15 protein-coding genes and 1 pseudogene are annotated in these 14,169 nt (G+C 44.4%); 10 read left to right on the forward strand and 6 right to left on the reverse strand.

The window, feature by feature from the left end; all coding sequences use genetic code 11:
* Positions 1–9: 9 nt before the first annotated feature.
* Positions 10–972 (reverse strand): M23 family metallopeptidase, encoded by a 963-nt coding sequence (locus tag B1A98_RS15910; protein WP_420916245.1) that lies wholly within the window; start codon positions 970–972, stop codon positions 10–12.
* Between the two features lie 202 nt (positions 973–1,174).
* On the opposite strand from B1A98_RS15910, the gene lipA reads away from it, so the two are divergent.
* On the forward strand, positions 1,175–2,092 hold the full coding sequence (lipA, locus tag B1A98_RS15915; protein ID WP_063385261.1) for a lipoyl synthase: 918 nt from the start codon (positions 1,175–1,177) through the stop codon (positions 2,090–2,092).
* Positions 2,093–2,270: 178 nt separating this feature from the next.
* Here the strand turns inward: lipA and B1A98_RS15920 are convergent, their stop codons facing one another.
* Positions 2,271–3,116: a YhcN/YlaJ family sporulation lipoprotein gene (locus B1A98_RS15920; protein ID WP_063385248.1), complete on the reverse strand. Its 846-nt coding sequence runs from the start codon at positions 3,114–3,116 to the stop codon at positions 2,271–2,273.
* A 106-nt stretch (positions 3,117–3,222) separates the two neighbouring features.
* On the opposite strand from B1A98_RS15920, the gene B1A98_RS15925 reads away from it, so the two are divergent.
* Entirely contained in the window at positions 3,223–3,498 is a 276-nt protein-coding gene (locus B1A98_RS15925; protein ID WP_041094477.1) for a YutD family protein, read from the forward strand.
* Positions 3,499–3,522: 24 nt separating this feature from the next.
* On the opposite strand, the gene B1A98_RS15930 is transcribed toward B1A98_RS15925, so the two are convergent.
* Positions 3,523–3,774, reverse strand: a complete 252-nt coding sequence (locus B1A98_RS15930) for a hypothetical protein (RefSeq protein WP_052475021.1) — start codon at positions 3,772–3,774, stop codon at positions 3,523–3,525.
* A gap of 162 nt (positions 3,775–3,936) precedes the next feature.
* Positions 3,937–4,203 (reverse strand): DUF3055 domain-containing protein, encoded by a 267-nt coding sequence (locus tag B1A98_RS15935; protein ID WP_041094472.1) that lies wholly within the window; start codon positions 4,201–4,203, stop codon positions 3,937–3,939.
* 128 nt (positions 4,204–4,331) lie between these two features.
* Here B1A98_RS15935 and hepT point away from each other — a divergent pair, with 128 nt between their 5' ends.
* Both hepT and B1A98_RS15945 read left to right on the forward strand, forming a co-directional pair.
* Complete coding sequence (gene hepT, locus B1A98_RS15940) at positions 4,332–4,769, forward strand: type VII toxin-antitoxin system HepT family RNase toxin (protein WP_063385249.1); 438 nt, start codon at positions 4,332–4,334, stop codon at positions 4,767–4,769.
* Positions 4,770–4,817: 48 nt separating this feature from the next.
* The gene (locus B1A98_RS15945) at positions 4,818–5,585 is read left to right on the forward strand and encodes a TIGR01457 family HAD-type hydrolase (protein WP_063385250.1); all 768 of its coding nucleotides are present in this window, start codon (positions 4,818–4,820) and stop codon (positions 5,583–5,585) included.
* A gap of 374 nt (positions 5,586–5,959) precedes the next feature.
* Here the strand turns inward: B1A98_RS15945 and B1A98_RS15950 are convergent, their stop codons facing one another.
* The gene (locus tag B1A98_RS15950) at positions 5,960–6,466 is read right to left on the reverse strand and encodes a phosphatidylglycerophosphatase A family protein (RefSeq protein ID WP_063385251.1); all 507 of its coding nucleotides are present in this window, start codon (positions 6,464–6,466) and stop codon (positions 5,960–5,962) included.
* A 234-nt stretch (positions 6,467–6,700) separates the two neighbouring features.
* Between B1A98_RS15950 and yutH the strand changes: the two genes are divergently transcribed.
* Together yutH and B1A98_RS15960 are read left to right on the forward strand one after the other, a co-directional pair.
* A complete protein-coding gene (gene yutH, locus B1A98_RS15955) occupies positions 6,701–7,702 on the forward strand; it encodes a spore coat putative kinase YutH (RefSeq protein ID WP_063385252.1) in 1,002 nt (333 codons plus the stop codon).
* Between the two features lie 79 nt (positions 7,703–7,781).
* Positions 7,782–8,768 carry a 2-hydroxyacid dehydrogenase gene (locus B1A98_RS15960; RefSeq protein WP_063385253.1) on the forward strand — a complete coding sequence of 329 codons (987 nt, stop codon included), beginning with the start codon at positions 7,782–7,784 and terminating at the stop codon, positions 8,766–8,768.
* Positions 8,769–8,882: 114 nt separating this feature from the next.
* Here B1A98_RS15960 and B1A98_RS15965 read toward each other — a convergent pair.
* A pseudogene (locus B1A98_RS15965) lies at positions 8,883–9,180 on the reverse strand (NifU family protein).
* A 90-nt stretch (positions 9,181–9,270) separates the two neighbouring features.
* Between B1A98_RS15965 and B1A98_RS15970 the strand changes: the two are divergent.
* The 4 genes from B1A98_RS15970 to B1A98_RS15985 all read left to right on the forward strand — a co-directional run bounded on the left by B1A98_RS15970 (position 9,271) and on the right by B1A98_RS15985 (position 14,025).
* Positions 9,271–9,603: a YuzD family protein gene (locus B1A98_RS15970; RefSeq protein ID WP_063385254.1), complete on the forward strand. Its 333-nt coding sequence runs from the start codon at positions 9,271–9,273 to the stop codon at positions 9,601–9,603.
* 167 nt (positions 9,604–9,770) lie between these two features.
* Positions 9,771–11,132, forward strand: coding sequence for a 4-aminobutyrate--2-oxoglutarate transaminase (gabT, locus tag B1A98_RS15975; RefSeq protein WP_170808525.1), 1,362 nt, complete (start codon positions 9,771–9,773; stop codon positions 11,130–11,132).
* 84 nt (positions 11,133–11,216) lie between these two features.
* Positions 11,217–12,581 carry a sigma-54 interaction domain-containing protein gene (locus B1A98_RS15980; protein ID WP_063385256.1) on the forward strand — a complete coding sequence of 455 codons (1,365 nt, stop codon included), beginning with the start codon at positions 11,217–11,219 and terminating at the stop codon, positions 12,579–12,581.
* A gap of 19 nt (positions 12,582–12,600) precedes the next feature.
* The gene (locus tag B1A98_RS15985) at positions 12,601–14,025 is read left to right on the forward strand and encodes an NAD-dependent succinate-semialdehyde dehydrogenase (protein WP_041094449.1); all 1,425 of its coding nucleotides are present in this window, start codon (positions 12,601–12,603) and stop codon (positions 14,023–14,025) included.
* Positions 14,026–14,169 lie beyond the last annotated feature (144 nt).

The raw sequence follows: 14,169 nt of genomic DNA on the forward strand, positions 1-14,169 counted from the left end.
TTCTAGCAGTTAAGAGCCGGCTCTTTCCCATTGCCTGAGGTGGGGATAAGGGTCAAAGGACCATTCTGTACGGCCGTTATCCTTATACATTCCGTAATGAAGATGAGGAGGGAACTTGCCGGAGGTACCCGGCGGACCATAGCCGGTGCTGCCGACTCCGCCGATCACTGTCCCTGGCTTCACGGCTTCTCCGAGCTTTAGATCCTTAGCAAAGCCATTTAAGTGGGCATAATAATGGTAGGTATTATTAATATCACGAATTCCTACCCGCCATCCGCCGTACCGGTTCCATCCCTTCATTTCAACGATGCCATAGGAAGTGGAACGGACAGGCACACTGTAATCGGCAAAGATATCTGTTCCTTCATGGATGCGGCGTCCTCCCCAGCCGCGGGCATCTCCCCACGTATTTTTAAATGTATAATTAAAGCGGCGCGGAAGAGGGAATACTTTCTGTTGCAAATCAAGCTTCCCGAATGCTTTATACATTTTAGCATTGCCTACAACGATACTGACCGCTTTATCCCGGCCGTAGTACCGCCAAAGGGCAATTTTAAGGTTGTCGTGGTCGGTTCCATAAGTCATCAAGTACCGGCCGATTGCGGCTAACACGTCCTCGCCATTTAAGCGATCTGCTTTGCCATCTCCGTTTCCGTCTATGCCAACTCCTTGAAAAGCCGCGATAGTAGCTGGATTTTTATCTTTCTGATTAGGGTTTAATGGTCCAGCCCATTTGCTCTCTGGAATGTATATGGAAATAGTATCGGGTTCAGGCAAGTCCTTCCGAATAAAGCGCAAACTCCGTTCATATTGATCTATGCCGGCAAAGTAATACCAAGGAATGGTCGTTGCTGCTTCCATTTTTTCGAACAGTTCCATTCTCTCTTTGTACATTTGTTCATCTTTTTCATGATCAGCCGCCTTGACAGGAAACGCCATTAGAAAGAACAGAATACATAAAAACAATGCCAATTTTTGCAATGCGCTTCTCTCCCTTTTAGTGTTCTTTATTTATTTTGTGAAATTCTCCTTGTTTCATGCAGAAAAGTGTCTGAAAAACATGAAAAGAGTAAGAGTTGTGTTAGAATATGGACTATGGTACAGTGGCTAGGGAATTATTTTTCTTTCAGGCAAGAGGTCATTTGTTTAAAGCAGAATGATGGGAGATGAAGGAATGAGCAAGAAAGAGGAACATTTACGTAAACCGGACTGGTTAAAAATAAAATTGAATACAAACGAGAACTACACGGGCTTGAAAAAAATGATGCGTGAAAATAATCTTCATACAGTATGTGAAGAAGCAAAATGCCCAAATATCCATGAATGCTGGGCGGTGCGCCGGACAGCAACTTTCATGATTCTAGGTGATGTCTGTACGCGTGCTTGCCGTTTCTGTGCCGTGAAAACGGGCTTGCCAACTGAGCTGGATTGGGCTGAACCGGAACGGGTAGCCGATTCCGTACAGCTGATGAACCTTAAGCACGTGGTTGTAACAGCTGTGGCCCGGGATGATTTAAAAGACGGCGGCGCAGCTGTATTTGCGGAAACTGTACGGGCGATCCGCCGCAAAAATCCGTTTACTTCTATTGAAGTCCTGCCTTCTGATATGGGCGGAATAGAAGAAAACTTGAAAACGCTGATGGATGCACGCCCGGATATTTTAAACCACAATATTGAAACAGTGAAGCGCCTGACACCAAGAGTGCGCGCACGTGCGACTTACGACCGTTCTCTTGAGTTCTTGCGCAGAGCAAAAGAAATGCAGCCTGATATCCCGACGAAGTCCAGCATTATGCTGGGCCTTGGGGAAACGAAAGAAGAAATTATTGAAGCGATGGATGATCTGCGGGCAAACAATGTAGATATTGTCACGCTCGGCCAATATTTGCAGCCTTCGAAGAAACATTTGAAGGTGCAAAAATATTATCACCCGGACGAGTTTGCAGAGCTTCGTGAAATTGCTATGACAAAAGGATTCAGCCATTGTGAAGCTGGTCCGCTTGTCCGCTCTTCTTATCATGCGGATGAACAAGTCAACTCGGCAGCGAAGTCAAAACAGGAACTAGGCGAAAAAGAAACGCTTGAAGCCTAAGGAAGAATAGGGTAAGAGCCAGCTTCTGATTAGCCGGAATGACAAACGCTCTGCTTATTTCGAGCTGACATAAAGCACCCGGTCTCTTGCGGTATCAAAAAATGATGCGAAAAGAGGCCGGGTGTTTTTGGGTGAAAATATTTAGATCAAGCTTTTCGTGTTAGTAGAGGGAGCAGCTTTATCTGACACTGGATGGATTATCTTGATCATCTGGTCCTGTCGTCCAGTTGATCCCCGGTGTGCCTGTTGTTTGGGGAGTCCCGGTATTATGCGGGGCTCTTTTTGTATCAGTGGTTCCATTTGTATTATTCATCTGATGATTCATTCCATTAGTTCCTTTTTCCGATTGCTTATAGCCTTGAGGAGTTCGCTGCTTCATTAATTTAATGGTATCGCGGATGGAATGACGGGCTGTATCCATTCCTCCATTGATTTGAGCGATGTTTTCAATGTCGCGGCGCAAATCGGTGTCATCAGTTACGTATACGTGATACCAGCGCGGAACAACGCTTAATGCAGTTCTTTTCACTTGCTCTGCTGCTTCTCTGCGTCCGTTATCATTTTTCGCGTCTGTATCGTAAGCAACCAGCACTTCCTGATCGGTAACAAGTACGGAAGCATCATTGATGTTGGGAAGCCCTAAGCTGAGTCTGCTAATTGTGTCCGCCGTCTTTTCACGGTCAAGGGTGTGCAGATTTCGGTAAGAAACGGATTGCCCTTGAACAGATCCTTTTTGGTGGCGAACATATCCAAAATTATCTTTTCTGTCGTCTGTCATTAATTCATTTTTAGTTGTCAGGTCGTTGTCAGTGCTGCCGCCGATTCGGCCATCACGGCCATCACCGCCATTGGCAAGATCTCCATTATACATGTCATAGCGGTTGCGGTCATAACGGTCACTGACATTTATCATATTGCCGTCCCGGTTGTTGTCTACGCCGGCAAGGTCATTTTTATTGTTTGCATTACAGGCAGCCAGTAATAAAAAACTGGAGACCCCTACAGTTAACAATGGTTTTTTCATGTTAACACCCCCTCAACACGTAGATTGCCCTTTTTGGTTCATTTTTTTCTTAGTAATTAATGGCTGATCGGCTATAATAAAGGGAGAAGGAAAGGAATGAGGAGAGATGATTTGCATTCAAAATCATTGCTACCAACTCATTGATGAGCGGAGCAACGGATTTAATGAAGAGGTGTTCAAGGAGCGTTACAGCGACATTCTCACAAAGTATGATTACATTGTTGGGGATTGGGGATACGGCCAGCTTCGCTTAAAAGGTTTTTATGAAGATGAAAACCAAAAAGCAGCCTTTGATTCAAAAATCAGCACGCTGAAAGAGTATTTGTATGAGTATTGCAATTTCGGCTGTGCCTATTTTGTTGTGAAGAAAGTCCAAAAGTAAAATCGAGCGGAAACGCTCGATTTTTTAGGTGTTGTTAGGCGGAATATCCTGATATTCCCTTTCTTGCTCTTTGTCTTTGTCATCATGAGTCGGATGAGCGCCCGGAAACTGACGGGGCAAGCCTTGGTGCAGTGATCTGTTTTCATAGGTGAAGGCAGAATAAAACTGCTGTCCTTCTTTCCAAGGAGTTGATTTGTTCTCCACCGGTTCATCCTTTCCTCTTGGCGCGCCGTATGGGCCTTCCGGTGTTTGTTCTACTGTTAAAAAGTGGCGCATCTTTTCAACATTGGAAAAATCAGTGTATTCTTCTTCATCTTGAAATAGCACAATTATAACCTCCGCTGCTTTAGAGTCAGCGTCAGACACCTCACTTTTGAAAGCAAGCTAGCGAGCATGTCCGGCTTTCCTTAGCATGCCCATCAGGCGGCTCTCTATGCTTTAAACGACTTCGTATAAAAAGTCTCGCAGCTCGGCGGCTTCCGCTTCCGAAAGTTTAAAAATGTGTTCAAGATAACCGGGTTCATCTAAGTCATCTCGCCCAATAATCGCAAAGCGGCTTCCCTGGATATCAAGGACGATACATTTGCCAAAATAGCGGTCCGTTCGGATTAAAGCAAGATCAAAGCGCTGATGATCTCCCATAAAGCTGACATAGCGTGTTTTTGTTGCTTCGGTTTCATCGTAAAGGAAAAATCTTTCGGTCATAACGAGTCACTCCTGTCTGTTTGTTTCGATTGTACCATGACTTCTCCCGGACGAAGATATGTTTTGTTCGCCGATTCATGATAAAATAAGAGGGGACATTTAGAAAGTATAGAGAAGAGGTGACCGCGGTGTATTTTGTGGATCGTGGAAAAATCGAAGAAATATTAACCTTTATGGAAGGGCAAATGACCGCATTTGCCGGACAGGCTCAATGGAAAACGGCAATTGAGCAGGCTGCTCTTGAGAGAATTGCCCAGATGGTCATTGAATCCGTATTAGACGTCGGTAATGCGATGATCGATGGATTTATTATGAGAGATCCGGGAAGCTATGAAGACATTATTGACATTCTGGAGGACGAAAAAGTCATCGAAAAAGAAGCGGCTGCATCTTTAAAAGCAGCTGTTGCTTTAAGAAAAATGCTCGTTCAACAGTATACGGCTGTTGATCATACAGAAGTTGAGCGCACATTGAGTGAGCACATTTCCGCATTCGAGCAATTTCCAGAGCAAGTCAGAAAATATTTAACGGATGAATTAGGTCCGGTTTCAGCATTCAAGCCGTAATTATCAGCGCTTTCATTTTGAAAGCGCCTTTTTGTATAAGGAGGAAAAATGAAAACATACACAGGATACTTGATTGATTTAGATGGCACGATGTACAGGGGAACAGAGGAGATAAAGGAAGCCCGTTCTTTTATCAACCGTTTGCAGCAGAAAAATATCCCTTACTTGTTTGTGACAAATAACTCATCGCGAACGCCGGAACAAGTGGCAGAAAAGCTACGGGGCTTCGATATTGCTGCCGGGGCAGAGCAAGTGTTCACCACTTCAATGGCGACAGCTAATTACATTTGGGAAAAACATCAGCAGGCCGCTGTTTACATGATTGGCGAAGAAGGACTTCACCGAGCGCTTGATGAAAGGAGTTTGACGCTTGTTGAGCATGAACGGGCAGATGTGGTCGTTTGCGGAATTGACCGCCAGATTAATTACGAGAAGCTGGCCACAGCCTGTTTGGCAGTGCGAAGCGGGGCTGATTTCATTTCAACAAATGGGGATGTCGCCATTCCGACCGAGCGCGGGCTCCTGCCGGGAAATGGGGCCCTAACTTCAGTTATTGCTGTATCAACCGGTGTAAAGCCAGTGTTTATCGGCAAGCCAGAATCCATTATTATGGAGCAGGCTTTAAAAGTCCTGGGCACTGCAAAAGAGGCTACCCTCATGGTCGGTGATAATTACCAAACTGACATCTTGGCTGGTATCCGCTCGGGACTTGACACCCTGCTTGTTCATACAGGAGTAACTCAAAAAGAGCATCTCGTTCATGTAGAGCAGCAGCCGGTCCATATAAGAAACAATCTTGACGAATGGGAAGTATAAAGACAAAACAGGCAGCACTAAACAAAAGCGAGTGAATCTCATTTGGCCGTCAGTGCGGCAGCAAGAGTGGATAACCATCATAATAGTCTGTCGACAAAAGGGGTTGGGAATGGCTTGATTCCGGCCCCTTTTAAGGTGGAGAAAAAGCGGCATGCTGCCATGAAAGGCGTACCCGGCAAATGATAACTAAAAGAGAAATTCATGTGCCTCCTGTGGATTGAAATGGAAGGAGCGCAGACTCCTGCGGGATCAGCGCCCGCCCCGCGGAAAGCGAAGCTCCTGGAATGGAAATCAACAGTTCTCATCCGCAAAAAATAAAAAACTGCGGACAAACTTCAATTTTCATTGAGTTTATCTGCAGTCTGCCGGTTCAGTTATTCAGTGTGAGCTGCTTTGTGGGCAAGCCGGCTAGAAGCAGCTGCTGCAATAGCACCGACAATATCATCAAGAAAAGTATGAACCTTTCCTGTTGATTTATCATTTAAATGTTCTAAAATGCCAGGTTTTACTTTGTCAATGTATCCGTAATTGGTAAAGCCGATCGAACCGTAAACATTCACGATAGCAAGAGCTAAAATTTCATCGACGCCATACAAGCTTTCATCGCTGGCAATAATCGATTGCAGCGGCTCATCCAACAATCCTTTCTCCGCCAGTATATCAAGCTGGATGCCTGTCAAGATAGCATTTTGCACTTCACGCTTTCGCAAAACTTTTTCTATGTTCTCTTTGCATTCTTTTATTTCCAGATCAGGATGATATTTTTTTTGTAAAAACATAACAAGCTCCGCAATATCGTCTATGGTCACTCCCCGCTCGCCAAGCCAACGGCGTGCCGTTTTTTCAGACATGCTCATTACTGATTTGTCTTCGATAGTCATATGATCACCTTTTTCTCTAATATGTTAATAATGAATCTTTCCCTTGTAATAAGAATTCCAGACTAGACAGTAAAATCCCTTTTTTTTATTAGGCTTTGTTAAACGCTGATGTGAATAATGATTCTTTTCCTAATAAATTAAAGCATTTAACATGGCCTTCGAGTGAAAAAAGCATTCTGTACCTGGATATCCTCAGGTATATAGACTATTCAATTAAACAAAGGGGGCAAGCAAATGGACGGAAAGCAGTTATTGCTGAAGCATTTTCAAGTTGAAGCGGAAAGGGTGCCCTTTCAGTCCAAAGAGATATGTTATGAAAGCAACGGATTACTTTATCATATTATTGATGCAACGGATAAGGAACAACAATATTTATACGAACTTCATCAAATGGCACAGCATATGGTCCGGCAGGGAGAAAAACGGACCGCCGTATTTTTGCGTGCCCGCAACGGCCGTTTCTTGGTTACGGAAGAAGAAAGGGACTTTGTTGTTCTCGTCAGCAGCCGGCCTGCTCCAATGAGGGCTTTCACCGGTGAAAGATTGGCCCGTTTCCATTTGCGCGGGCAATCCCTTTTGCTGCAGGTTCAGTCGGCTAGTGAATTAGGAAGCTGGAGGGCAAGTTGGGAACAACGTTTGGAGAAAATAGAGAAATCTGCAAATGGGCTATTAAAAGAGCAGGATGACCCTTTTGCCCGCCTGATTGTTGAATCTTTTCCTTATTATATGGGATTAACGGAAAATGCCCTGCAATATGTGGCGGATACAGAAATAGATGAAGCGCCTCAGCAATGGGACTTGGGAACAATTTGTCACCGTTCATTCAGCGAAAAGTCCTGGCTCAAGGAACCAGCTGTACACCAGCCGTTCAATTGGGTATTTGATTATGCAGCACGGGATATAGCTGAATGGATTCGGTCGGAATACTGGCAGGGGGCTTTGTTTTATCGGACTCGCTTTATTGATTTTATCCGGCAATATGAGCAGGTTCGCCCTCTTTCTCCTTTCGCCTGGCGTTTGATTTATGCCCGATTATTGTTCCCTGCTCATTATTTTGAATGCATTGAAAGGTATTTTGCGAAAGGTTCCTTGCACATAAAAAAGGAAAATGAAGAGAAATTAAAAAAGTATCTAGCCAATTCCCGCGAGTATGAAGAATTTTTGGCTTTTTTCTATGACCGGGCGGGAGTATCATCACGTCGGTGGAATATGCCCGCTATTCATTGGCTGAAGTAATCTTTTTTATTACACGGAGCATTTTTCCGAACTATGCTAAAATGGGGGAGTGAATATAAAGAAGAAAGCAGGTGGAGATGTGAAGCCGCGTGTATATGTAACACGAAAAATTCCTGGAGAAATTGTAGCAAGACTGCAAGAAGATTATGAAGTAGATATGTGGCCAAAAGAGGATGTGCAAGTACCTCGTGAAATCTTACTGGAAAAAGTGAAAAAAGCGGATGCACTTTTGACGGTGATTTCTGACCGGCTTGATGATGAGGTATTTTCAGCAGGGGAGCATTTAAAAGTAGTGGCCAATATGGCGGTTGGTTATGACAATATTGATTTAGAATCAGCGAGCCGGCATAACGTAGCTATTTGCAATACGCCGGATGTGTTAACGGATACAACGGCTGATTTGGCATTCGCCTTGCTTTTGGCGACAGCCCGCCGAATGATTGAAGCCGCCGAATTTATAAAAGAAGGAAAGTGGAAAAGCTGGTCGCCTTTGCTTCTTGCTGGCACGGATGTCCACCATAAGACGATTGGAATTGTCGGCATGGGAAAGATAGGAACCGTTGTGGCTAAACGGGCCGCTGGTTTTGATATGGAGATTATTTATCATAACCGAAACCGTCATGAAGTAGCGGAAGAGATGCTCGGTGCCCGTTATTGTTCATTAGACGAGCTGCTTGCGGAAGCTGACTTTGTTGTTTGCCTTGCCCCATTAACGCCAGAAACAAAAGGCTTATTTCAGCGTGAGCAATTTCAAAAGATGAAAAAAGAGGCGATTTTTATTAATGCCAGCCGCGGGCCAATCGTGAACGAGGACGCCTTGTATGAAGCACTCCAGGCAGGAGAGATTGCAGCGGCCGGCTTGGATGTATTTAACGAGGAGCCGATTGACGCTGACCATCCTCTTCTTCAGTTGAAAAATGTGGTCGCTTTGCCGCACATTGGCAGTGCCACGAAAGAAACACGCCTTGCGATGATGGAAACATGCTGTGACAATCTCGATGCCATCTTTGCGGACCGTGCGCCGAAGACACTTGTCAATAAGGATTTTCTAGGTTCAAGAAATTAAGAGACAGCCAAGAGGAGAAGATGGAGCTCAATCATTATAAAAAAAGCAGAGACGCCCGTCAAAGAGCGCTCTGCTTTTTTTATTATATTAAGAAATACTCTGCTCAAAGGTGAATTAAAATACTTGCTCCACTTCAACCACACCTGGCACTTCTTCCAAGAGAGCCCGTTCAATTCCCGCTTTAAGAGTAATGGTAGAGCTTGGGCATGATCCGCAAGCGCCGAGCAGGCGCAATTTCACAATGCCGTCCTCAATGTCTACTAATTCACAGTCGCCGCCGTCGCGAAGCAAAAATGGGCGTAATTTATCTAATACTTCTCGTACTTGCATTTCCATTTGTTGTTCATCCACGATAATCCACTCCTTTCTCAATCTCTCTTTTATTATAATGATTATAATGAGAAAAATCCATTGATTGATAAATATTTGGCCAAGGAGCTTGTAGTTCCGCACTGGCCGGTTTTTCGTTAAAATGAAAGGAAATGACAGGAGGGCGAAAATTATGAAGAAGAAAATAGAAATTACTATTTACGGGACGGAGCAGCTTTGTCCAAGCTGTGTGAACCTGCCGTCTTCTAAGGAAACATACGAATGGCTGGAGGCCGCAATTTCCAGAAAGTATCCGGATCAGCCCTTTAGGATTAGTTATGTGGATATTCAAGCGCCGCCGAATGATGAGAAAAAAAGAGAATTTGCCCAAAAAGTGATGGAAGAAGAGATGTTTTATCCAGTTGTGCTTGTGGAAGACAGAATTGTGGGGGAAGGAAACCCGAAATTAAAAACCATTTATTCAGAAATGGAGAAATATGGGTATATTGCCCGGGAAAAACAGTAAGTATTTTGAACTTTTAAGTCAGATACGACTCATTGAAGTCGCACCTGACTTAATTGTAGTCTGTCTATTCGTAATAATAGAAGTATTTGCGCCTTTTTAAAAGTTGGCACGCTTTTTGCATATAAATTGATTGTAGAAAGTAATTTCTTTTAGAAAAGGGGAAAAGCATCATGACAAGAAAATTTGCAAAAGTTAACGGCAGCCTTCCAGGTGAAAAGGCGAAAGCATTATTAGAGAGAAGACAAAACGCTGTGCCAAAAGGCGTGTCCAATGGTGTACCTACTTTTGCCGAAAAGGCTGAAGGGGCATTAATCCACGATGTAGATGGAAATACGTTTATCGATTTCGTTGGTGCTATTGGCGTAATGAACGTGGGTCACTGCCACCCGAAAGTAACAGAAGCAGTACACAAGCAAGTGGATCAATACATCCATCCAGGCTTTAACGTAATGATGTATGAGCCATATATTGAGTTGGCTGAAAAATTAGCCGCTATCGCTCCTGGAGAACATGAGAAGGAAGTTATCTTCTTTAACAGCGGAGCAGAAGCGGTAGAAAATGCAGTGAAAATTGCCCGCAAATATACAAAGCGTCCAGGCGTAGTTTCATTCTCCCGCGGTTATCATGGGCGTACACTATTGACAATGACGATGACAAGCAAAGTAAAGCCTTATAAATATGAATTCGGCCCATTTGCTCCGGAAGTGTATAAAGCACCTTATCCATACACTTACCGCCGTCCAGAAGGCATGACAGAAGAACAATATGAAGATATGATCATCGAGCAGTTCCGTGATTTCTTTATCAACGATGCAGCACCTGAGTCCATTGCGGCTGTTGTGATGGAGCCGGTACAAGGTGAAGGCGGATTCATCGTTCCATCTAAACGCTTTGTTCAAGCTGTATATGAAGAGTGTCAGAAACATGGCATTATCTTTATCGCTGATGAAATTCAAGCAGGCTTTGCCCGTACTGGCCGTTACTTCGGTATCGAGCACTTCGACATTGTTCCTGACTTAATCACTGTTTCTAAATCAATGGCTGCAGGCTTGCCACTCAGCGGGGTAATCGGCCGCAAGGAAATCATGGATGCTTCCACACCAGGAGAGCTTGGCGGAACTTATTCGGGAAGTCCGCTTGCTTGTGCAGCTGGACTAGCTGTTCTTGATATTATTGAAGACGAAAAGCTAAATGAGCGCGGTGAAAAATTAGGAGAGCATGTGATGGACCGCTTCCGCAAACTAGCTGAGAAATATGACGAGATTGGTGATATTCGCGGGCTTGGTTCTATGTGCGCAATGGAATTAGTAAAAGACCGTCAAACAAAAGAGCCGAACAAAGAATTGACTAACCTGCTTATTAAAGAAGCAAATGATCGCGGTCTTCTCTTAATGAGTGCAGGAGCTTACGGAAACGTACTTCGCTTGCTAATGCCGCTTGTCATTACTGATGAACAAGCAGAAGAAGGATTAGATATCCTCGAAGAAGCATTGGAAGCAGCAGTTTCTCAATTAGCAGTTCAAGCTTAATTTGCAATAACGAAAACGGCATGCTTATCTCTCGGGCGTATTTTTGCTATAATGGAAACAATATAACCCGAGAGGAAGCTTGTCATGAATCGATCTCATGATCCCGTACGTGATGAATTATTTGATATTTTTGAATCATCCTTCGATGAAATTTTGGTGACGGACGCAAGCGGCATTGTCATTCGTGTAAATGCTACTTGCCGCAAAAATTATGAACGGACAGCCGGAGATTTGGTAGGCAAGCATGTAAAAGATCTGGAGAAGATGGGGATTTTTTATCCATCGGCTACCTTAAAAGTGATCGAGAGCCTGCAGCCGATTGAATTATTCCAAACAGCCGGCACCGGCCGTTATTTTCATGTGCGCACGAGGCCTGTTTTTCATCCAGATGGTTCGTTAAAGAGCGTAATCAGCTATTCGCGTGACTTGACAGAGCTCATGCAGCTGCGCAATAAAATTGAAGAGATGGAAGACGAGCTGGCTACATATAAGAAGGAATTAAAAGAGCCGCTTGAATTCGATGGACTCATTTCAAAAAGCGAGCAGATGGAGAAGATTATGCTGCTCGTCCGCAAAATTGCCAAAGTAAATTCCACGGTGCTGCTTCTTGGGGAAACGGGCGTCGGCAAAAGCAAGATTGTTCGGCTTATTCACCAATTAAGCGACCGGCGGGATCAGCCGCTGAACGAGATCAATTGTGCTGCACTTCCTGAACAGCTGATTGAATCAGAGTTGTTTGGCTATGAAGGCGGAACGTTTACCGGTGCTTTTCGTGAAGGGAAAAAAGGGCTCATTGAGCTTTCTAATCATGGCACCTTGTTTTTAGATGAAGTGGGGGAGCTGCCGCTTGCTGCTCAAGGCAAATTGCTGCATGTCTTGCAGGAGAAGCAAATTCGCCCGGTTGGCGGCCGGCAGCCGATTTCCCTCGATATTCGGATCATTGCCGCTACGAATAAAGATCTGAAAAATATGGTAGGCAGAGGCAGCTTCCGCAGAGATTTATATTATCGTCTCAATGTTGTGCCTATTCATATACCGCCGCTTCGCGAGCGTAAAGAAGATATTGCTCCGCTTACGTATCATTTTTTAGATTACTTCAACCATTTATATGGAAGCAATGTTCGCTTCTCACCGAAAGTCCTTCAAGCATTCCTCAGTTTTGAATGGAAAGGGAACATCAGGGAGCTGGAAAACATGGTGGAGCGGCTTGTTGTAACAGGGGATGAGGTAGTGACCTTAAATGACTTGCCGCCGGATATGTTTGAACAGGAAATAACAGAGGCGGGGATGACTCTTCCGGAAGTGATTGAAGAGGTAGAACGCAAAATGATTGTTCAAGCCTACAACAAAGACAAATCAACCTATAAAGTCGCTAAATCGCTAGGAATTAGTCAATCATCCGCTGCACGAAAGGTCAGAAAGTACATTGGGGAAATAAAAGAATCATAGAACAAGAGGAGGAGAAATAATGAAAAACTGGAAAATTTATATCAATGGCGAGTGGATGGAAACAGAAAAAACAATTGAAGTCATTAATCCGGCAACTAAAGAAGTGATTGCAACGATTCCGGACGGCGGAACAGCTGAAGCGGAACAGGCAGCTGATGCGGCTTATGGGGCGCTAAAAGCTTGGTCCAAACTGACAGCTAATGAGCGTGCAGATTACTTAATGAAATGGTACCGCCTCATTGATGAAAATAAAGAAGAAATCGGCAAGCTGATGACTCAAGAGCAAGGAAAGCCGTTGGCGGAAGCGATCGGCGAAGTCGGCTACGCTAACAGCTTCATTTCCTGGTATGCAGAGGAAGGAAAGCGCATTTATGGTGAAACGATTCCTGCTTCTCATCCGAATAAGCGCTTATTTGTCCAAAAAGAGCCAGTGGGCGTAATTGCAGCGATTACTCCATGGAACTTCCCAGCAGCGATGATTACTAGAAAAGTCGGTCCTGCTTTGGCAGCTGGCTGTACAGCAATGATTAAACCAGCGACACAAACGCCTTTAACGGCTATTCGTCTTGTAGAGCTGGCAGAAGAAGCTGGCATTCCTAAAGGGGTTATCAACATCGTAACTGGAAGCGCACGCCAAATCAGCGAAGCGTGGATGAAGGATGGACGTGTCCGCAAAGTTTCCTTCACCGGTTCTACAGAAGTCGGCAAGCTGTTGATGCGCGGAGCGGCTGATACAGTGAAAAAGCTGTCTCTGGAGCTTGGCGGACATGCGCCGTTTATCGTAACTGCAAATGCAGATATTGAAAAGGCAGCGAAAAACTTAATTGCTTCTAAGTACCGCAACGCGGGACAAACATGTGTATGTGCCAATAGAGTGTACGTTCATGAGTCCATTGAAGCAAAGTTTGCCGAGGCATTCAAACAAGAAGTGGAGAAATTAAAAGTCGGAAACGGCCTGGAAGAAGGCGTAACGATTGGTCCTTTAATTGATGAGCAGGCAGTGGATAAAGTGATCAGCCAAATCGAAGACGCAAAACAAAAAGGCGCACAAGTTCTTGCTGGCGGCAAAGCTGCTGACGGGGAGAAAGGTTATTTCCTTGAGCCGACAGTGATCACAAACGTGACGGATGACATGCTATGCATGAATGAAGAAACGTTTGGCCCGCTTGCACCGATTGCTACGTATCAGACAACAGAAGAAGTGATTGAGCGCGCTAATAATTCACCATACGGTTTAGCAGCTTATGTATTCAGTGAAAACATTACAGAGGCTATTACAATTGCTGAAGGGCTTGAATACGGCATTGTCGGCTTGAACGATGGACTGCCGTCTGTTGCGCAAGCGCCATTTGGCGGCTATAAAGAGAGCGGACTTGGCCGTGAAGGCAGCCACTTTGGCATTGATGAATATTTAGAAATTAAATATATCTCTTTAGGGCTTTAAGAGACTGGCGAATTCCGTTCGCTAACAGATAAAAAAGACATCCGGACTGTGAACTGCACCCCAATTGTTAGACACAGCTAACAATTGGAGGTGCAGTTTTTCTATGACCAAATATTCATTACAAACTAAATTAAATGCCGTCCA

The sequence above is a fragment of the Pseudobacillus badius genome (genome assembly GCF_002189605.1).
Taxonomy (GTDB): Bacteria; Bacillota; Bacilli; order Bacillales; family Domibacillaceae; genus Pseudobacillus; species Pseudobacillus badius.